Consider the following 20,171-nt stretch of genomic DNA (forward strand, 5'->3'; position numbering starts at 1 on the left):
TTTTTATTCTATCAATGCTTGAAATAGCTTTTCTTCATTTTTATCTAAAAAGACAACTTTTATAGGAATATAAAAAATAGAAATCTTGTTTTGTTCTTCTTTTGTAAAAGACTCAAGCAAAGGACGAAGTTTGACAGCATCTTTTTCGGTTGTAAACCAAATCGTTTGACTAGAATTTTGATTATTTCCTTCTTTCAAAAATTCAACGTCTTTTTCTGTATAATTATAATGGTCTGGAAAATGTTTATGTCTTTCTAGTTTTCCAAAATAAGCAAATTTAGCTTCGATATAATTTTGAAAAGGTTGATAATTTGCAATTCCTGTCAAGATTCCAAAAGAATATTTTTTATCAGTATTCGATTTTAGGTCTAATTCCAAAACTTTATTATTCAATAAATCAATAGGTTTATCATAATCAAAACTTGTAAAAAAAACAGGCGACGAAGTGTAATTATTAATTTTCTGACGAATAGATTTTCTTTTTTCTTCTGACAAATCTAAAGGCGATTTACTAACCAAAACTACATTTGCACGTTTTGCGCCTTTTCTATTTTCTCTAATTCTGCCCATAGGCAACAAAAAATCTTCATAAAAAGGACGGTTATAATCAGAAAGTAAAATCGAAAAATGAGGTTTTATGGCTCTATGTTGAAAAGCATCATCTAACAAAATTGTTTTTGTTTGGGGAAATAATTCAAGAATTTTCTGCACTCCCAAAACTCGTTTTTCACAAACAGTAATATTTACTTTTTCTAATTTATTATTTGCTACAAATTTTTGATAAAACTGCATCGGTTCGTCGCCTATTTCAGAAGCTGTTGTTTCTTGATTTGCTAAAATAAATCCTTTTGTTTTTCGTCTGTATCCTCTTGAAAGTGTAGCTAGTTTATAACTTTCTGAGCTTTCATTTTTCTCTAAAAAATATCGAATCAAATATTCTATGTGTGGCGTTTTTCCTGTTCCTCCTACGGTCAAGTTTCCGACTGAAACAGTAAAAACAGAAGGCTGCACAGACTCAAACCATTTTTTATCATAAAAATAATTTCTGATACAAGTTATTAAATTGTATAAAATGGCAAAAGGGAAAAGGAGGTATTTCAAGAAATAGAAAATTTAAAGTAATAGATAATTTTAAAACTCTCTGAAAATAATGTATTTTTATAGAACACACTAAAATAGATAAGATTATGGCAACTACAAAGGAAGAAAGAGAAAATAGATTAAGAACAAAGAATACTAAAAAAGAGCATTCCAAAAAAACTGATTTTATTTCAGAAGATGAATATTTGAAAAGAGAATTTTTAGCTGAAACAAAAAGCGAATATCATGCAGGAAAAATTATTGCTATGGCAGGTGCAACTTTTAATCATGGTCTGCTTGTTACTAGATTATCAAGACATTTAGGAAATTGTTTGGAGGAGACAAATTGTGAGGTTATTACTAACGATTTACTTGTTTATGTGTCTGAATGTAAAAAATACTGTTACCCTGATATAGTTGTAGTCTGTGAAAAAACCAGAATTTGCAGAAAAGAAAAAAGGAAGGTCAGAAGCACTTACTAATCCCCAAATCATAGTAGAAGTTTTATCAAAAGGCACAGCAGAATATGATATGGGAGAAAAAATGAAATGCTATCTCAAACTTAAAAGTTTGGAGCAATATGTTATTGTGAGTAGCGAAAGAAAGCTAATTATTACTTATACAAAAGATAAAGATGGAGATTTTAAAGTAAAAACCTATTCAGAAAATGAGGATGTTTTGATGGGAGAATGTAAAATTCCAATAGAGAAAATATATAATAAAGTGGGTTTTGAGATGGAAAGTGATGAAGAGAAAGAGTAAAGTTTGAAAAATTATCAATACTTAAAAGCATAAGACAATTTAACACACACAAATTCATTTCCTTTTGTTTTAACAAGAAACTATCGTAATTTTGCTGATTATGCTTAGTATCAACAATCTCTCGTTTTATTTTGCCGATCGCCCTATTTATTTTGAGGCTTCTTTACACGTTAAACCTAAAGAACGTATCGGTCTTATTGGTGCCAATGGAACTGGCAAATCTACACTTTTGCGTCTTATCGATGGCGAATATACGCCCGATGAAGGCGATATTAGCAAGGCTAAAGACTGTACACTTGGTTTTCTGAATCAAGATTTACTCTCTTATGAAAGTCATGAGCCAATTATCAATGTGGCAATGCAGGCTTTTACTCGTGAAAACGAACTTTCTGCACGTATTAATAAAATTCTATCCAAGATAGAAACAGAATATAATGACAAACTTTTAGACGAACTTGCAACTCTTCAAACAGAATTTGAAACTTTAGGAGGATATTCCATTCAAGCTAGAGCAGAAGAAATTTTGGAAGGTTTGGGTTTCAAAACGGCTGAACTTACAAAACCACTGGCTCAGTTTTCGGGAGGTTGGCGTATGCGTGTCATGCTTGCAAAATTATTATTGCAGAAACCTGCACTTTTGATGCTAGATGAGCCTACCAACCACTTGGATTTGCCTTCGATTGAATGGTTAGAAAGTTATTTGACCAACTATGAAGGTTCGATAATGATTGTTTCTCACGACCAAGATTTTTTGAATAATTGCTGTAATGTAATTGTTGAGGTTTGGGGACAAGATTTGATTCGTTATTCTGGAAATTATGATTTTTATAGAGAAGAAAAAGCATTAAGAGCCGATTTGCAACAAAAAGCCTATGAAAATCAGCAATCAAAGATAAAAGAAGCAGAACGTTTTATTGAGCGTTTTAAAGCAAAAGCATCAAAGGCAAAACAAGCACAATCAAGAGTAAAACAACTAGATAAAGTAGAAAGAATTGAAGCTGTAGAATCGGATGCTCCGACAATGAGAATGCGTTTTACCTTCCAAAAACCATCTGGAAAAATAGTAGCCGAATTAGACCATGTATCAAAAAGTTATGGACAACTTCAAATTTTAAATGAAGCAGAAGCCATGATAGAAAGAGGCGATAAAATTGCCTTAATTGGTGCAAATGGAAAAGGAAAATCTACTGTTTTGAGAATGCTCGCAGATGCAGAAAGCTATAATTCGGGAGAACTCAAAGAAGGACATCACGTAAGGCAGTCATTTTATGCACAGCATCAATTAGAAGCCTTACACTTAGATAATGATTTGTTAGAAGAACTCAGAAGCGCAGGAGCAGACCGAACAGAAGCAGAATTAAGAGCTGTTTTGGGTTGTTTCTTATTTGCTGGAGATGATATTTTTAAGAAAATACGTGTTCTTTCAGGTGGCGAAAAATCAAGAGTTGCACTTGCAAAAATGTTGCTTTCAGAAGCAAATTTCCTTTTGCTTGATGAGCCTACCAATCACTTGGACATGAAATCGGTTGATATTTTGATAGAGGCTGTCAATAATTATGAAGGAACTTGTATTGTGGTTTCTCACAATCGTCATTTTATTCAAAGTATAGCAAATAAAATTTGGTGGATTGAAGAGGGCAAAATTAAAGTTTACCCTGGTACGTATGACGAATTCAAGTATTGGAAACAGCTTAGAGATGCCGAAGAGAAAGAAAATAAATCAAACGGAATAGAAGCAAAGAAAGCCAAAGAAGAAAAGCAGGCAAAACAAGAAGAGTATAAAAATAGTAAACAAAATAATCAACATCTTTCACAGGAAGAGCAAAAAGAACTTCAAAGAAAAGTCCGTCAAACTGAACGTAACCTTGAAAATGTAGAGAAAGAAGTCAATAAGTTAGAAACAGAAATTAAAGAATTGGAGAAAGAACTTGCCTTGCCAAGCACTTACGAAAACCCAGACAAAGCCGAAAAACTCTCTAAAAAACACGCTTCTCTCAAAAAGAGTTTGGAAACAAGAACTTCTGAATGGGAAGATGCAATGCTTGAAGTAGAAGATTTGAAGTAATATATGAATGGTAAATTGTAAACTCATTTAGAAAATTAAATGTCAGAGTAGGGAAAAGGCGTGCCTTTTCCTTTACTATTTTGTATTTTTCAGTCGAATAAAAATACTGTATCATAGGAAAAGGCGTGCCTTTTCCCTACAAAATAACATTATCGCTCGCCGTTGTTGGTGTCCTCACCAACGACATCATACCATACAGAAAAAAATGAAAATTCTACACACAGCAGACTGGCATTTAGGAAAAAAACTAGGTGATTTTCCTCGTTTGGAAGAACAAAAACAGGTTTTAGACGAACTTTGTCAGATTGCTGATGCTCAAAATGTAGATGTTGTCTTGATTGCAGGAGATTTATTTGATATTCCTTTGCCTTCCAATGAAGCCAATCAGTTATTTTTAAAGACACTTCAACGTCTTTCTAAAAATGGTTCTCGTCCTGTTGTGGCGATTGCAGGAAACCACGATTCGGCTCAATATATTGCTAATTTTAGTGTTTGGGGAAGTGAGTTAGGAATTTTTCTGTTAGGTTATCCAAATGACAAACTCCCAAAAATAAAACTAGAAAACGGCTTAGAAATTTTGAGAAGTGAAGAGGGATTTTTAGAACTTATGATGCTTTCTTGGGAATGTCCATTGCGACTTTTGCTTACCCCTTATGCCAACGAACTAAGATTAAAAACTTATTTTAGTTTAGATAATCAAGAACAAGAATTAAGAGATTTTTTACAAGACCTTTGGCAAAAGCAAGCTGAAAGTTATCTTGATGAAAATGGAATCAATATTTTGATGGGACATTTATTTGTCATGAAAAAAGGCGAAACACAACCCAAAGAATCAGACGACGAAAAATCTATTTTGGTGGGTTCGGCACAGCCCATTTATACAGAAAATTTCCCTAAAACAGTTCAGTATGTTGCCTTAGGACATTTGCATCGTTATCATTCTACACAAAGAGAGCCTTTTCCTGTTGTTTATAGTGGAAGTCTTTTGGCGTATAGTTTTTCAGAGGCGTTTCAAAAGAAACATGTTGTTCTTTTGGATGCAAAACCTGCTAATAAAAAAGAACCAGTCAAGTATGAAAAAATAGAACTGACAGGCTGCAAAGAATTAAAACGAAAGACTTTTTCAGAAGTAAATGAAGCCATAAATTGGCTCAATGAAGACCAAAATAGTCCAAAACCTTCTTTAATAGAACTGACTATCGAAACAGATAATTTTCTTTCTGCTGCTGATGCACAACTTTTATATGCTGCTCATAGAGGCATCATAGGAACAATTATTCCACGTATAAAAGGAAAAAATAACGAATCTGAATCTGAAATGGATTATTCAAGAAATATTGGTGATTTGTTTGTCGATTTTTTCAAAAAGCAAAATAATGGACAAGAACCAAATGAAGAAATTATGCAGCTTTTTGAAGAAGTCAGAAATGGCGAAAGTGAGGAATAGAGGTTAAAAAGTGAAGACCTAGGTAGTGTTCTTTTTATCAAAATCAAATCACAAAGTTTCAACTCATTTTTAGACCATTAAGATAATCTTACAAGTTCAAAATTTATTATAAAAAAAGGTTCTCTGACAATTTTTGCACTTTGTTCTAATTATGAGATATTTGAATGTTATTCATTTTGTCATATCTAGTGATTTTTATTTGTAGGGAAAAGGCACGCCTTTTCCTAAAATAGCCGTTTATAGTTTAATTTGGAGTATAAAATTTCCTACTGGGTAGGAAAAGACGTGTCTTTTCCCTACAATTCTCAAAATATCAAATGATAGACGAAAATGAGTAGGTGCAAAAATTGTCAAAGAACCTAAAAAAAAACAGTTCTAACAAAATGTTAGAACTGTTTTTAAGTTTTTAAAAATCAAAAATCAGAGATTTTCAATTAGTCAATCAGATAAGTAATTCCTAATGAGAATGTACGCCCTATTTTATATGAGCCATACGTATATTCTTGTCCTTTAAATTCTTGAACCATTTTATATTCTGGGTTCAATAAGTTTCTTGCACGGAAGCTAAAGCCCCAGCCACTTTCCATTGTTTTCTTGAATGCAATATCTAAAGAAGGACGAGCGACTTCAAATACATCTGGTTGTCCACCTTGAGTAACATAAGCCAAACGTTTTCCAAATACATTAAATGTAGTACTGACACTAATTCCTTTTTCTTCAATATCATAATAAACAAATGCATTGGCTACATACGGCGATTGCATAAACATAGAACGAGTAGATTTTCGGTTTGGGTCAGTTGCACGAATAAGCTCTAATTCTCTAGGGTCAATATCTACTTTTGAAGACATAATACTAAGATTCGAACCTACACTAAAACGCTCTAATGCTTTTGTAAAATTCAATCTTTTACGGATTTCAAATTCTAATCCCATAACCGTTGCTGCATCTACATTACGAAACTGAACTTCTCCGTTTGCAGCTTGTGGATTAAATGCTCTTTCGATAGGATTTTGGAAACGCTTATAAAAAGCACTTACTGAAATAATTTCTCCTAAAGCAGGATACGATTCAAAACGCAAATCAATATTATCAATAAGAGTACGCTCCAAGTTTGGATTACCAATCAAGATAAAATCTCCAATAAAGTCAAAACTAGGAAAAGGAGCAAGCTCTCTAAAAGTAGGACGAGCAAGCGTTCTGCCATACGAAGCACGAAGATTTACCTTATCATTCAATTCATAGATAAGATTCAAGGCAGGCAAAATATCGTTTGTTTCTATCTCTCCCACTTCAACATCTGGATTATCACTTGTTGTAGTAATATTTGTTCCTTCGTAACGAAGTCCCATTACCGAACGAAGTTTGCCAGCAATTCTCCAATCTGTCATGGCATACGCAGAAATTACTTCTTGTGTTCCTGTGTAGCTATTTGTAAGCTGAGTGGCATCTATGATAGTCATTCCACGTTGTCCACTTTCTAAAAATCCAACATCTTTCAAAAAGTCATCTGTATCTCCTGTTCTTGTAAAATCATCTAAAACATTAAAACCAGTCAAACGACCATAATCATAACGCTGCTCATTAAAATCTCTTTCTTTCATCAAATATCCACCACCTAATTTTATTTTGCTATCACCAGCTTTTGTTGTGAAAGGAATAGTAACATCAACTTTATTATCCCAGTTTGTTTCCAGCATATCACGGTAATAACGAGAAGGTGCAGGATAAGCAGCAATATTGATATTATAAACACGCTCTTCTCCAGTTTGGATATAATCTCTTGAAAAATAACGCAAATCTGGCTCATCTTGAGTAGATTGAGCTAATGACGAAAGCCATTCAATTTCTATATTTCTTTTTCCTAAAGTATGTTTTCCTTTAAGCTGTGCCGAACCGATAGAACGCTCTAAATATTGAAGAACATTTGTTTGGTAGATATTATTTTCTCCAAAAACCTCTTCACTCCAACGTCCTTCTCTAAAATCAGCTACTTTATCAGAACTTCTGTTATACATTAAATTCAAAGCAATTTTGCTTGTAGGAGCAATTTTGTAAGCCATATTAAGGTTTGCACCTGCCAAAACTGTTTCTGTTCCTTTTTCACTACGCAAATCAAAAGCAGGATTCAACTCTTCACTATCAGCACTTGGAAGATTATAACGTCCTGTAACTCCATCATCAAAATAATTAAAATTTCTTTGGTAAGAAAGTGAAGTAACAAAACCAAAAGGACGACCTAACACATCAATCTGATTACCAATAGCCACCGAATGAAATTGATTCATCATAGGCGATTTGTTTTCAAACCCAAAACCTTCTCCAAACGATTTTGACTCTTCTGCTAACTGCTCTCTATCCGTAGAAAGACCATCGGCTACAATAGATGGAATTTCACGAGTACCATCATCAACACCTAAATAATCTGTTTTTCCACCTTCATAACTCAAAAAATCTTTATTAAAACTTGCTTGGTCATTAAAACCAAAAGAAGAGTTCCATTGAAAAGTAAATCTATCTGGAAAATCTTTAGTAACTAAATTTACATTCCCACCTGCAAACTCGCCTGAAAGCTCTGGAGAAAATGTTTTTGAAACAACAATATTATCAATCAAATTACTTGGAAATAAATCCATTTGCACTGAATTTCTATTTGGGTCAAGACTAGGAAGATTTGCTCCGTTTAAAGTTGTTTTGCTATAACGGTCGCCTAATCCACGTACATATACATATTTTCCACCTTCTACCGAAACGCCTGTTACTCTTGTAATGGCTGCTGCTGCATCTCTATCTCCCGAACGAGCAATTTGTTCAGATGCTAGACCGTCTTGTACAACACCTGATTTTTTTTGTGCTGCCAAAACTGCCGTTGTAGAGGCTGTTTCTGCTTTTGAGCTTACTACTACAGCATCTAAAATAGCCGTATCTTCTCCTAAAACGGCATCAATTACGGTTACTTCGCCTGCTTTTACTTCTACGCCTGTGATTGTTTTTGATTGATAAGAAACAAAAGAAACTTGAAGGTCATACGTTCCTGCTTCTACTGAAATTGAATATTTTCCATCTAAATCGGCTGCCGAACCTGTTGTTGTGCCTACGATTACGACGGTAGCTCCGATGAGTTCTTCTCCATTACCTGCATCTTTGATTGAGCCTCTGATTGTACCCTTTGTAGATTGGGCTGATGAGTAAGAGAAAGTAGCAAATACAAGAAATATACTTGCAAGTAGAGTTAGTAAATTGATTTTCATTACTTATTTATTGTTAGTTTGTCGTTGGTGAGGACACCAACAACGGCAAAGATTGAATTACTTATTTTTTTAATGAAGTTTTATATTGCGTTAAAAAGCAATTTGAAACAATATAAAAGCAGCTACTTTTTATGAGTAGCTGCTTTTAGTATTCAGCGTACTAGACGCTATTTTTTATTGAATAAATCCTTCTGTCGCTGTCCATCCTGCATACCAAGGTGTAGAACCTACTGCAAATGCACCTCTATATGAAGTATTTGTAAAGAAAGAATTTGTAGGAGTAGAAGTTGCTCCACCTGCTTCCGAAGGAACAAGGTTGCTACGAGATAATCCTAAAGTACCTACTGTATTTCCGTTTGCAGCAAAAGAAGCTAATACATCAGCTTGAGCAGCAACTAACTCAGCATCTGTTGGTTCTTTTCCTTCTACTGTTGCAATAGCAAATATTTCAGCAGCATCATTACCAGCAACATCAACAAAAGTATTGTTCATCAATTTTAATTCTCCAGCTTGGAAACGCTTATAGCTACTTTCACCACTTGCTAAGAATTCAATATCAATACCTTTACCCCAGCTTACAAAAACGCTATTGTGATATTCTCCACCTGCATTATCACGGAAAGTAAGCGCACGGTTTCCATCATTTGCTACAACAGCACCTACCGAGGTAATATTAAAAAATTGAGGAAGAGCGTAAGGAGTTCCATCTTCTGGGTCTGTACCACCGTCATGCTCACCACCACGGTCGCCAAGGTCTGGACGTTGATAGATAAGTCCGAATTGTACGTTTCCACGGAAACCTTCATCGTAATCAAAATTATCATCGCCACAAGCTGCTGCAACAAGATATTTTGCGTTTACAGTTCCACCGAACCACTCAAAAGCATCATCTTTGTTTGCATAAACTTCAATGTATTCTACTGTTGTTCCAGTACCTACACCACCAAAAGTAACACCATTGATTTCGTTACCTGCACCAATATCAGAACCACCATGACGAACAGAAATATAACGATAAACACCAGAGTTATCAGCATCATCAGTTCCACCATAAAGACCACGAGTTTCAGTAGTTGGGATACCTTCAATAGCAGATTCACCTGGAGTTGAGTTCAGACCAGCTTTTCCTAAGATGATAAGACCACCCCAAAGACCACTTTCGTCTGCACCAAGATTTCCGTTTAAGTTATCAGCTTCTGCTGTAAAAATAATAGGTGTAGTAGCTGTACCTTCAGCGATAACTTTACCACCACGAGCAACAACTAAAGCAGCAGCATTTTCGCCTTGTCCTGTGCTACCTTTGATTACTGCACCTGCTTCAATAGTAAGTGTTTGTCCCTCATTTACAAAAATAAAACCATCAAGAATCCAAACATTATTTGCAGTCCAAGTAACAGCCACATCTCCAATACCTTCTGTGCTTGGTGCAATACGGAAACCTGTAAGACCTGTTGCAGCATCAGTTGTAGCTGTATAGTTAGATGCAGGTGGATTGTTTGTGTTTCCTCCTCCATCTCCACCACCATCGCCTTGTTCTGCAACTGTGATTGTTTGAGTTGATGAGTTACTTCCTTCACTGTTTGTAGCTGTAAGAGTTACCTCAACACTACCAGCAGTAGTAAATGTAAATGTTGGACTTGTTTCTGTTGAAGAGAAAGGATCAGAATTAACTGCTACACCTGTGGCAGACCATGTATAAGAATCTGCATCTTTACTTGTGTTTGTAAAAGTTACTGTTTCGCCAACTTGAGGACTTGCAGGGCTAAATGTAAAACTAGCCTCTGGCATTTTTTTGTCGTCTTCATCATCTTTACAGCTTACTAATACAAGGGCTGCAAATAGAAAAATAAATGCTAATTGAAAGAAATTTTGTAATTTCATTTTGATTAATGTTAATCTTAGTGAATTGATTTTGAGCAATTTAGAACAAATTCTAAGTTGTTTTTTTAGTAGTTGTTCGAAAGGTTTTTTGTTTCGTTTTCTTTAACTTGCTGCAAAGGAACAATCTTATCTTTACTACTAAATTGCTTCAATATTAACATTGAGTTACGTAACAAACAATTCACATTGAATTTACAAAGAGGCTTTATAAGTTATCTACTAGGAGCTATATTATTACTTTCAAAGGTAACTTATTCAAGTAGAATAGTATAAAATCTCTTCTCCTTCCACACTTCTTTTATCTATAAAGTGTAAACCTATTTTTAAGAGTATTTTTTGAGAAGCCAAATTTTCTTCTGTCGTAAAAGCTACTATTTCTTTAAGATGCAGTTTATTTTTTCCATATTCAAAAACTGCCTGAGCAGCTTCACTTACATATCCTTTTCCTTCGTAGTTTGGTAAAATAGCATATCCAATGTCTGGAAAATCTAAATAATCACGTTTTAAAAAACCAACTGCTCCAATAGCTTCATTACTTTTTTTTAAGCTCATTTTATAGAACCCAAAGTCATTTTTTGTGTAATTATCTATTAAAGACTCTTGTACATACTTCCTTGCATCTTCTAATGACTTGATATTTCTGTCTCCAATAAATTCTAGCCAATTGGGACTGTTTAATAATTCAAGAAAAAAAGAAGCATCATTCAAGTTAGCTTCTTCTATAAGTAATCTTTCTGTTTCTAGAATTTTCATATTTTTTGGTAAATAGTGTTTTATTCTGAATTTGTAGCAAAGTTAAATACAAAATACCAAGTTTGGTTGCTTTCTCAAAATAATACCCAAACTTGTCCAAAAATAGTACTTTTGTCTCTTTTCTCTCACAAATAAAAATTATCTTTTGTAATTTGCTACATATGCCAAATATAGTGTAATCCTAAAAAAAGGGGCTTTTTTTCTTAAAAATCACTCGTAATTGTACTATTTTGTTAAAAATTATACTTTTTTTTAAAGTGCTGTTAATGGGAGTAATAAAAAATCAGTTATTTAAAATGTAATTTTTCTAAGAAAATGTCAGTTTTTGTAACTGCTTGTTTTACAGCGTTTTAAGATTCATTACCTTTGTATTCCCATTAATCAAGAAAACAACATTTTTTTCCCCTTAAATTTTACTCTTATGGCAACTGCTACTCTTACACAAAAACAGATAAAGAAAGAAACAACAATACCTACTTCTATCATTCCCCAAAAAATGAATTTGCGTATTCGTGTGCTGCATGCAATGGATTATCCTGAAATTGCACAAGAGTGTCAAGCTAAACATACTAAAGTATTGGAAGAGTTTGGTTTAGCTAAAGATATTGACTCTTCTAAATCAAAATGGTGGGAGAACTCTTGTTCATACCTATTTATTGTAGAGGATATGGATACAGAAGTTAATAACATAACAGGATTTAGAGAGGTTGGTGCTAGTATGAGGTTAGATAAAGTAGATGATTCTCACTCTATTCCTGTTGAGTCTGCTATTCCTAGTATTACTTCTCGTGTACATGAATATAATTATATACTTGGGGAACTTTGTGGCTTATGGGTGGATAAAAAGTTTAGTGAAAGAAGACTAGCTACTCATTTATTTCGTAGTGTAATAGTTTTTTCTTCTAAACTTGGAATAAAAAATTTATTAGCCATGCCTCCAAAGCATACTAAAGTTTTTTTTGATAGCCTAGGGTTTCAAGTAGTTGATGATATTGGTAATCATGGTGAAATTAACTACCCTCCTAAAACCAACTATGTATCTACATTGATGCAAATAGAAGACTCTTCTAATCTAGATACTTTGCCACAAGAAGAAAAAGAGTTCATTCTTTGGCTTAGAAGTCATCCTAAACAGTTTTTTTCAGAAGAATATAAGAATGAAAAAACTGGTATTACTAGAGAAACTAATATTATATATGATTTACGAATGATGTAACACTTTTTAAATTTAATTTTTGATTTAGCCTTTCATGATGTATATTGTGAAAGGTTTTTTTTTATTAAAAATAATTTTTCAGAATGCAAGAATTTATCAATCAATGTAAATCTATTTTGGGAGAAGAAAATATAGAGCTTGCAACAACAACTGGTGATTTGTTACGTAAAGCTACTTTTGAATTTTCTACACAGATAAAAGCTGTATTATATCCTACTTCTACAAATCAATTATCAAAATGTCTCAAATATGCTAACTTATACAAAACTTCTGTATATGTAGTGAGTAGGGGAAATAATATTGGTTTAGGCTCATCTCTTCCTCCTAGTGAAGATAGTATCTTGATAGATTTATCAAAGATGAATAAAATCATAGATTTTAGTGAGGAAATGGCATATATTACTGTAGAAGCTGGAGTTTCTTTTCAACAAGTTTTTGAATACTTAGAAAATAGTTACAGTAATCTTATGATGGATAGTATTGGTTCTACACCACAAGCAAGTATTGTAGGAAATACAGCTGAACGAGGTCATGGTATGGGAATGTATGCTGATAGATTTATTAATGTTTGTGGTTTTGAAGTAGTTTTGCCTACTGGAGAAATTATAAAGACAGGATATAATGCTTACCAAGAAAATAATAAGATAGCACCTCTTGCAAAAGGAGGAATAGGAGCAAGTCTTGATGGTTTGTTTACTCAGTCTAATTTAGGAGTGATTACAAAACTTACTTTTTGGCTAAAACCTAAATCTGATTTCTTCCAAACTTTTTATTTTGAAGTGGCATCTGATAAAGAATGTGGAACTATAGCAGAAATTTGGAAAGATTTACGGTTAAGAGGAATACAGGCTTCTTTAAGAATATTTAGTGATACAAGACTAATAGCTCTTAACACACAAAAGCCAACTGATTTAGAATGGTCAGAAGAAATAAGAAAAGATCTTAGAGAATCTATTGGAGTGGGAAATAAGTGGATAGGTTTTGGAGGGATTTATTCACTTAGTAAGCTACATGCCAAAGCTGATAGAAAAATAATTAGGAAATCTATTGGAAGTGTCACAAAAAATTTAGTATTTTACGATAAAAATAGTGCAATAAAAGCTAAAACAGATGAAGAGAAAGAAAAAGTTGATTTTTTCTATGATATATCTGTACTAAGAGGTTATGTTTCAGACAAACCATTAGATATGTGTTATTGGAGAAAACCTCAAAAGTTTGCACAAAAAACAAATGTTCATCAAGACTTGTGTGGTGTATTATGGTATTGTCCTATTATACCTCAAACACAGAAAGATGTACAAAGAGCAATAGATATTGTAGAATCAACTAGCTTGAAATATAATTTAGAACCTAATGTTGGTTTTTTATTTGTTTCAGAGAGAGCAATAGACATCACAGGTGCTATTTGTTATGACAGAGAACAAATAGGAGAAGAAGAAAGAGCCATGCAATGCCATAACGAAATTATGGAAACATTTATTTCAGAAGGTTATGCTCCTTATAGACTAGGTATTCAGTCTATGGATTTGATTAACAAGTTAAATTTAGAAAATCTAGCTTTTCTTCAGAGATTAAAAAAGAATATAGATCCAAATAATATTTTATCCAAAAATAGATATATTATATAATTTCAGACCTTTTGTATATATGAAACTAAAATACATAATAGCAGTATTAATTTACTTCATTTCTTATTCTATTTATTCACAGAACACAGTTGTTTTTGCTGATGATACTGAATTGATAGAACTGGATGGAAGGAAAGTTACATTTTTTGAGGATAAAAAGCATTCTTATACATTAGAGAGTATTCTTGCTCAATCAGATACTTTATTCAAAAAAGTCGAACAAGATATTCCTAACTTTGCAAATACAACTTCTACTATTTGGGGAAAGTTTACTATAAAAAGTACAAAAGATAATGAATTATTATTTGAGATTGCCAATCCTTTGCTAGATAGTTTAGTTTTTTTCTATCCTACTTCTGATACTAATTATGATAAATTACAGTTAGGTGCAAAACAAGTTTTCTATGCTCGTTCTGTACAACTTAATAATTTTGTCATTCCACTTGGGTTTGATAATAAGAATCAGACCAAGACTTTTTATTTCAAGATCAATAGTGAATATCCTATTGAGCTACCTATGAAAATAGCTACTCATCAAAAAATTACCGAAACAAATCATGTATATGATGTTTTATATGGAATTTATTTTGGTTTTTTGATAGTAATGATTCTTTACAATTTTTTTATATTTATATCTACTAGAGATAAAACATATTTGTTATACATAACGTATGTGAGTTTTTTGTTGTTGTTGTATAGTAATTTTAAAGGTTATGCCTTTGAGTTTATTTGGGGTAATTTTCCAATTATAAATTACTATATTCCTACTATTGTTGCATTCACTTGTATATTTATGTTACTGTTTGCAATGAGTTTCTTGAATGTGCAAAAGCAATTTAAGAAAACATATATTACTGCTTATGTTTTGATAGGAGTTTTTATAATTGCTATTATTATTAATTTTCTAGGAATATATTCTATAAGTGCTCCTCTAGCCCAGATATTTTCTTTGCTTATTGCTCCTTATTTATTGTTTCTATCTTTTTACACTTATTTTAAAGGGGTAAAAATAGCTCGTTTCTTTATATTAGCATGGTTTCTTTATTTGGTAGGAATCATAGGTTTCATGTCGCAAGTTCTAGGAATATTACCTTCTACTCCACTTACTCAAAACTCTGCAATTATAGGCTCTGCTATAGAAGTAGTATTATTATCTTTTGCTCTTGCAGATAGAATCAATGTTTATAAAAGACAAAAAGAAGAAGCACAGAAAGAGGCATTAGAAAAAACAATAGCACATGAAAAATTAGTAGTAGAACAGAATAAAGTATTAGAAATAAAAGTCAAAGAAGCTACCGAAGAGTTAAGTATTTCTAATGAAGAACTTAATTCTACCAATGAAGAACTCAATGCTATGCTAGAAACGGTTCAGCAGCAAAAAAATACTATTGAGCAGCGTTCGGCAGAAATAGAGTCTATTAATGAAGAAGTCAAGGCTACGAATGAAGAACTTAATACTACCAATGAAGAGCTATATTCTACCGTAGAAACCGTAAAAAAACAAAATAAACTCATTGCAGAAGCCAATAGAAGTATTACAGATAGTTTGCGTTATGCACAGACTATTCAAGATGCTATTTTGCCTTTTGAAGAAAGAATGGATAGTCACTTGAAAGATTATTTTACCTTCTATCGTCCGAAAGATATTGTTTCGGGAGATTTTTATTGGCTGACAGACCTTAAAGGAAAAATTTATCTTGCTGTGGCAGATTGTACAGGACACGGTGTACCAGGGGCATTTATGTCTATGATTGGTTCGGCTGCGCTTGATGCACTTGTTGATAGAAATGAATTAGAAGCTCCAGATGAGATTTTGGCAGAGCTTCATCTTACTATTCAAAAAGCTCTAAAACAAGAAAATAGTACCAATGACGACGGAATGGATGTTGGTTTGTGTGTATTAGAGTATTTACCAAATGGAGGATGCAAAATTCTTTTCTCTGGCGCAAAACGTCCTTTATATCACTATAAAAAATCTAAACAAGAACTTTTAGAAATAAGAGGAACACGCCAAAGTATAGGAGGGTATTCCAAAAAAGAAAGAAGAGATTTTGAAGTAAATGAGCTTATTTTGGAAGAAGGAGATAGCTTCTATTTATGTAGTGATGGGTATGCAGACCAAAATGATGAAAAAGATTTAAAATTTGGTTCTCATAATCTCAAAAAATTAATGCACGATATTGCACCTCTCTCAATGAAAGAACAAGGAAATATTATCAAACAAAAGTTTGATGAACATAAAGGCGAAGAAGCGCAACGTGATGATATTGCTGTTATTGGTGTGCGTATTTCGTAAGTTTGTAGTTATAAATAATTGATTGAATAGTGAGCCTCTCAAAGGGTTCACTATTTTTTTTCAAAACACAAAGCAAATCTATAAAGTTGATTGATAGATAACTTTATATTTACTTATTTTACAAAGTATTCTCACATCACTTCTCTAAATAACGTGACCTCGGTATTCTATTCTTGCTTTATGTTCCTGTCAGACACTTCAGAGTGTCAGACAGCTATGTTGGTCTAAATTGTCTGACACCTTGAAGGTGTACTGACAAGATAGTTCGCAAATCAGCTAATAAAGAAGTATAGACTGATAAATACATAAATTATAATACCGAGCGTTAAAGAACAACACAAACACTATCATTCTATATTTTCACCTCAAAATTCCTTATTCTACATTGAAGCCTACTTACTTTTTACTTGCATCTATAATTTACTTTTTCTTTTCTCCTTTTAGTTTTGCCCAAAAACGAGGAGATTATATGTATCCCATTAATCCAAATACAACCAACTCACTCTCAGGTGGAATGGCAGAATTACGTTCCAACCATTTTCACATGGGAATTGATGTTCGTACTAATAACCGAATTGGTTTGCCAGTTCATGCAGCAGCCGACGGCTATGTTGCTCGTGTAAAAGTAAAAGCTACTGGGTATGGAAATGCTATTTATATTAAACATAAAAATGGAACAACAACACTTTATGGACATTTGAGTGAGTTTAATAAAGAAATTGCTGCTTATGTCAGAAAAATTCAATATCAAAGAGAGAGTTTTACTGTTGATTTATATCTTTCGCCCTCTCAATTTCCTGTCAAAAAAGGAGAAATTGTAGCTCTTTCTGGAAATAGTGGTTCGTCTGGAGGTCCTCATGTACATTTCGAAATTCGTGATAAAGCAGAACGAGCTTTGAATCCTTTGGACTATGGCTTTGATGAAATAAAAGACCATGTTGCGCCTATTATGGACAGAGTGGCTTTTATTCCTTTAGAAAAAAATGCAATGATAAAAGGAGAATATAATAGAGAAATTGTAGGAGCATATTCGACAGGAAAAAATAAATATGGACTTAGAATCCCAAAAATGACAGCTTATGGTTTGATAGGATTAGAAATTGATGCAAAAGATAAAGCTGATGGTGTTTATTTTAGTTATGGAATGGATGAGATAGAAGTTTTTGTCAATGAAAAACAGACATTTAAAGCGCATTTTGATAGAATTTCATTTGCCAATCAAAGACACATGAATAATTATATGAATTATGAATATTATGTCAAAACAAGAAAACGATATAGAAGATGTTATGTGCCTGATGGTGGAGAAGGCTTACATTTTTATGCAGCTTCCAAGAATAATGGAAAGTTATTTATAGAAGATGGAAAAACCTATCAAGTCAGAATCAGAATGACAGATGCCTATGGAAATGAATCAAATACAGAATTTGAAATTATAGGAGATAAAAATCAAAAAGCAGTTAAAAGTTATCCTGTGAAACTCAATGACTATAAAATTGAAGAAAATTATATGATATTTAATGGACTTACTACTGACCAAAAGCAAGAAGCTGAAGTTTGTGTAGATTATTTAGCTTATAAAATCAAGCCTCAATTTGAAGTGGGAAGTACAGCAACATTTTTTTGGGACTTACGAATAGGGTTACCTGATTCTTTGATTTTGCCTAATGGAACAACAATTTATCCCAATATTATGGCACAAGTTCCTTCAAAAACATCTTTTTCATTTTATCATAAAGACTTCGATATTTATTTTCCAAATGGTGCATTGTATGATACTACTTACTTAGCTTTTCAAACAAAAGAGAAGAGTTCAGATAACGATGATTTTGTAATTGATCATACTGATTTGGCTCTTCAAAAATCAATTACAATAAAATTAAAACCTCAAAACCCAAGTTCTATCAAAAACAAATCAAAAGTTCATGCTTATTCTGTCTATGGTAAAAGTTTGGGTTTTGCTGGTGGAAAATGGAAGGGGAATATCTTTGAGTTTAAGACACGTAACTTGGGAACATTCCGTTTGGTAGAAGATATTGAAAGACCAACTATCAAAGTAACTAGCAAAAACTCACAAAGTATCAAATGTAAAATTTCTGATAATCGTTCAGGAATAGATTCTTTTCGTGCTACTATTGATGGAAAATGGCTTTTGATGAATTATGATAAAAAACGGAATACAATTTCTTCCGAAATGTCTGACCAAATGAAAGATTTGAAAGGAGAGTTTGTATTGACAGTAATAGATAATGCAGGAAATAAAGAGGTTTATACAACTACAATTTATTAATTTCAATCAAACAGTTGTTGGTGTTTTAGTATAGCGACACCAACAACAACATTTAGAAAACGGTTTGATATTTTTTTTATTTCCAATGTTTCACAAAGGCAGTTCTCCACATAAAAAAGCGAATAGAACAATACAAAGGTGCTAAGATAAATCCTGCTATCGAACCAAAAAATATCACACAAAAAATTAAGAATTTGGTCAGAATCTGTACTCCGACTGCTTTTATTGTAGGAATTTGTCTTTTAAGTGGTGCAAAAACATATAAATTCGCTCCCAAAACAGCAATTGCAATTCCCAAAATTGGAATAAAACCAAGTCCGATGCTCAAAGGAAGCCAAAGTGCATAGCGTTTTTGTACAAATCGGATATAGGCTTTTCTATTTTCTGAACTATTCAGAATATGCTCTTTTCTACACGTTGGACATACTTTTTTATTTGTTTTTTCGGCACAATATCCACATCGTTCTTGGGTCAGCAGGTTTAGTGTATGTTTTTTTCTAACATTGGTCTCATTGCTTATTTGTTCTTCTTTTTTCTGTCCTAAAAAACCTATTTTATAAATTTCATTTTGTGGAATATGACAGTTGCTACATTCTAAAGCAAAAGGAGGATTTTTGTGCTGACAAGATGAACAAGTAATTTTTTGTTTTTCTTCATTTGCTTTGATTTTTCGTTGCCATAAATAAAGAATGCCTACTACAACTCCAAAGAAAATCACAGCTCCTATTCCAAAAAATAATAGTAAAAAGAAACCAAAGAAAACAAATGTATCTTCAATGCTAGAAAAAATAAAATTAAGAAAAAGGTCGCCATCACCATCAATCTCTAAAAGCCATTGTTGTATGGAAGCTCTCAAAATTGTCAGTCCATAAACAGCTCCAGCCGTAAAGAAAATCATGACATATTCTCCCATCCCAGCTTGATAAATTCCTTGCATAATTGCTTCCGAATCACTATCCACTACACCCAAAAGCATTATTGAGTAAATAATTGGTTTCAAAAAAGGTTCTGCTTGTAACCAAAGAGCTTTTATATCTGTATTTTTATCTGCCAATATTTCTAGCACAGCCAAAATACCAAGGACAATAATAACTGGGGTTTTTGTAATAAAAAGGTCAGCAGAAGGAGCATCAATTTCTGAAAAAGAGAAGAGATTGGGAAACCTAAAAAGTAATGAAGTCAGAAAAGCAGGCAAAAAAGCACGAGAAGCAAAAAGTGGAATAGTTCCGATGGCGTGTAAAAGAACGGCTAAACTCATAGTAAAGTAAGAAATGTAAAGTATGAGGTAAGAAGGAAAATACAATTATAATGAATTGTAGAGAAATGATGTATCTTTTCCTAAAATACTAAAAAAAAACAATCTAATTTGATATTTATCAAAAACCTTGTATCAGATATTTTACTTTGTGTTTTTTTGAACAATATAATTATTTTATTGTTATAATAGAGTATAATAATCAATATAACTATATTGATTCCATTTTTTAATCTTAATTTTTATA

General features: G+C 32.7%; 13 protein-coding genes. 8 read left to right on the forward strand and 5 right to left on the reverse strand.

Annotated elements, in window-relative coordinates; all coding sequences use genetic code 11:
* Positions 1-3: 3 nt before the first annotated feature.
* Positions 4-1,101 (reverse strand): tetraacyldisaccharide 4'-kinase, encoded by a 1,098-nt coding sequence (gene lpxK / locus ACE193_RS14590; RefSeq protein ID WP_375558956.1) that lies wholly within the window; start codon positions 1,099-1,101, stop codon positions 4-6.
* 86 nt (positions 1,102-1,187) lie between these two features.
* Between lpxK and ACE193_RS14595 the strand changes: the two genes are divergently transcribed.
* The 4 genes from ACE193_RS14595 to ACE193_RS14610 all read left to right on the forward strand — a co-directional run bounded on the left by ACE193_RS14595 (position 1,188) and on the right by ACE193_RS14610 (position 5,354).
* Positions 1,188-1,562, forward strand: a complete 375-nt coding sequence (locus tag ACE193_RS14595) for a Uma2 family endonuclease (RefSeq protein WP_375558957.1) — start codon at positions 1,188-1,190, stop codon at positions 1,560-1,562.
* A complete protein-coding gene (locus ACE193_RS14600; protein ID WP_375558958.1) occupies positions 1,507-1,842 on the forward strand; it encodes a Uma2 family endonuclease in 336 nt (111 codons plus the stop codon). Before ACE193_RS14595 ends, ACE193_RS14600 begins: the two co-directional genes overlap by 56 nt.
* A gap of 100 nt (positions 1,843-1,942) precedes the next feature.
* Positions 1,943-3,907 carry an ABC-F family ATP-binding cassette domain-containing protein gene (locus tag ACE193_RS14605; protein ID WP_375558959.1) on the forward strand — a complete coding sequence of 655 codons (1,965 nt, stop codon included), beginning with the start codon at positions 1,943-1,945 and terminating at the stop codon, positions 3,905-3,907.
* 205 nt (positions 3,908-4,112) lie between these two features.
* Positions 4,113-5,354, forward strand: coding sequence for an exonuclease SbcCD subunit D (locus ACE193_RS14610; RefSeq protein WP_375558960.1), 1,242 nt, complete (start codon positions 4,113-4,115; stop codon positions 5,352-5,354).
* Between the two features lie 434 nt (positions 5,355-5,788).
* On the opposite strand, the gene ACE193_RS14615 is transcribed toward ACE193_RS14610, so the two are convergent.
* From ACE193_RS14615 to ACE193_RS14625, 3 genes are all read right to left on the reverse strand, one after another.
* Positions 5,789-8,605 (reverse strand): TonB-dependent receptor domain-containing protein, encoded by a 2,817-nt coding sequence (locus ACE193_RS14615; RefSeq protein ID WP_375558961.1) that lies wholly within the window; start codon positions 8,603-8,605, stop codon positions 5,789-5,791.
* Between the two features lie 174 nt (positions 8,606-8,779).
* Positions 8,780-10,486 carry a PKD domain-containing protein gene (locus ACE193_RS14620; protein ID WP_375558962.1) on the reverse strand — a complete coding sequence of 569 codons (1,707 nt, stop codon included), beginning with the start codon at positions 10,484-10,486 and terminating at the stop codon, positions 8,780-8,782.
* Between the two features lie 255 nt (positions 10,487-10,741).
* Complete coding sequence (locus tag ACE193_RS14625; protein ID WP_375558963.1) at positions 10,742-11,239, reverse strand: GNAT family N-acetyltransferase; 498 nt, start codon at positions 11,237-11,239, stop codon at positions 10,742-10,744.
* 421 nt (positions 11,240-11,660) lie between these two features.
* On the opposite strand from ACE193_RS14625, the gene ACE193_RS14630 reads away from it, so the two are divergent.
* The 4 genes from ACE193_RS14630 to ACE193_RS14645 all read left to right on the forward strand — a co-directional run bounded on the left by ACE193_RS14630 (position 11,661) and on the right by ACE193_RS14645 (position 18,669).
* Entirely contained in the window at positions 11,661-12,455 is a 795-nt protein-coding gene (locus tag ACE193_RS14630; protein WP_375558964.1) for a hypothetical protein, read from the forward strand.
* A gap of 83 nt (positions 12,456-12,538) precedes the next feature.
* Complete coding sequence (locus tag ACE193_RS14635) at positions 12,539-14,083, forward strand: FAD-binding oxidoreductase (RefSeq protein ID WP_375558965.1); 1,545 nt, start codon at positions 12,539-12,541, stop codon at positions 14,081-14,083.
* 19 nt (positions 14,084-14,102) lie between these two features.
* On the forward strand, positions 14,103-16,379 hold the full coding sequence (locus tag ACE193_RS14640) for a 7TM diverse intracellular signaling domain-containing protein (RefSeq protein WP_375558966.1): 2,277 nt from the start codon (positions 14,103-14,105) through the stop codon (positions 16,377-16,379).
* A gap of 385 nt (positions 16,380-16,764) precedes the next feature.
* Positions 16,765-18,669 carry a M23 family metallopeptidase gene (locus ACE193_RS14645; protein WP_375558967.1) on the forward strand — a complete coding sequence of 635 codons (1,905 nt, stop codon included), beginning with the start codon at positions 16,765-16,767 and terminating at the stop codon, positions 18,667-18,669.
* A gap of 76 nt (positions 18,670-18,745) precedes the next feature.
* Here the strand turns inward: ACE193_RS14645 and ACE193_RS14650 are convergent, their stop codons facing one another.
* Positions 18,746-19,927 carry a DUF4126 family protein gene (locus ACE193_RS14650; RefSeq protein ID WP_375558968.1) on the reverse strand — a complete coding sequence of 394 codons (1,182 nt, stop codon included), beginning with the start codon at positions 19,925-19,927 and terminating at the stop codon, positions 18,746-18,748.
* Positions 19,928-20,171 lie beyond the last annotated feature (244 nt).

Source organism: Bernardetia aquimarina (assembly GCF_042180575.1).
Classification (GTDB): domain Bacteria; phylum Bacteroidota; class Bacteroidia; order Cytophagales; family Bernardetiaceae; genus Bernardetia.

What these genes read in the sequence shown, in the direction of transcription:
- ACE193_RS14610 (WP_375558960.1), top strand. Translation starts at nt 4,113, where the DNA reads ATGAAAATTCTACACACAGCAGACTGGCATTTAGGAAAAAAACTAGGT.
- ACE193_RS14650 (WP_375558968.1), bottom strand. Translation starts at nt 19,927, where the DNA reads ATGAGTTTAGCCGTTCTTTTACACGCCATCGGAACTATTCCACTTTTT.
- ACE193_RS14640 (WP_375558966.1), top strand. Translation starts at nt 14,103, where the DNA reads ATGAAACTAAAATACATAATAGCAGTATTAATTTACTTCATTTCTTAT.
- ACE193_RS14605 (WP_375558959.1), top strand. Translation starts at nt 1,943, where the DNA reads ATGCTTAGTATCAACAATCTCTCGTTTTATTTTGCCGATCGCCCTATT.
- ACE193_RS14615 (WP_375558961.1), bottom strand. Translation starts at nt 8,605, where the DNA reads ATGAAAATCAATTTACTAACTCTACTTGCAAGTATATTTCTTGTATTT.
- ACE193_RS14635 (WP_375558965.1), top strand. Translation starts at nt 12,539, where the DNA reads ATGCAAGAATTTATCAATCAATGTAAATCTATTTTGGGAGAAGAAAAT.
- ACE193_RS14630 (WP_375558964.1), top strand. Translation starts at nt 11,661, where the DNA reads ATGGCAACTGCTACTCTTACACAAAAACAGATAAAGAAAGAAACAACA.
- ACE193_RS14595 (WP_375558957.1), top strand. Translation starts at nt 1,188, where the DNA reads ATGGCAACTACAAAGGAAGAAAGAGAAAATAGATTAAGAACAAAGAAT.
- ACE193_RS14625 (WP_375558963.1), bottom strand. Translation starts at nt 11,239, where the DNA reads ATGAAAATTCTAGAAACAGAAAGATTACTTATAGAAGAAGCTAACTTG.
- ACE193_RS14620 (WP_375558962.1), bottom strand. Translation starts at nt 10,486, where the DNA reads ATGAAATTACAAAATTTCTTTCAATTAGCATTTATTTTTCTATTTGCA.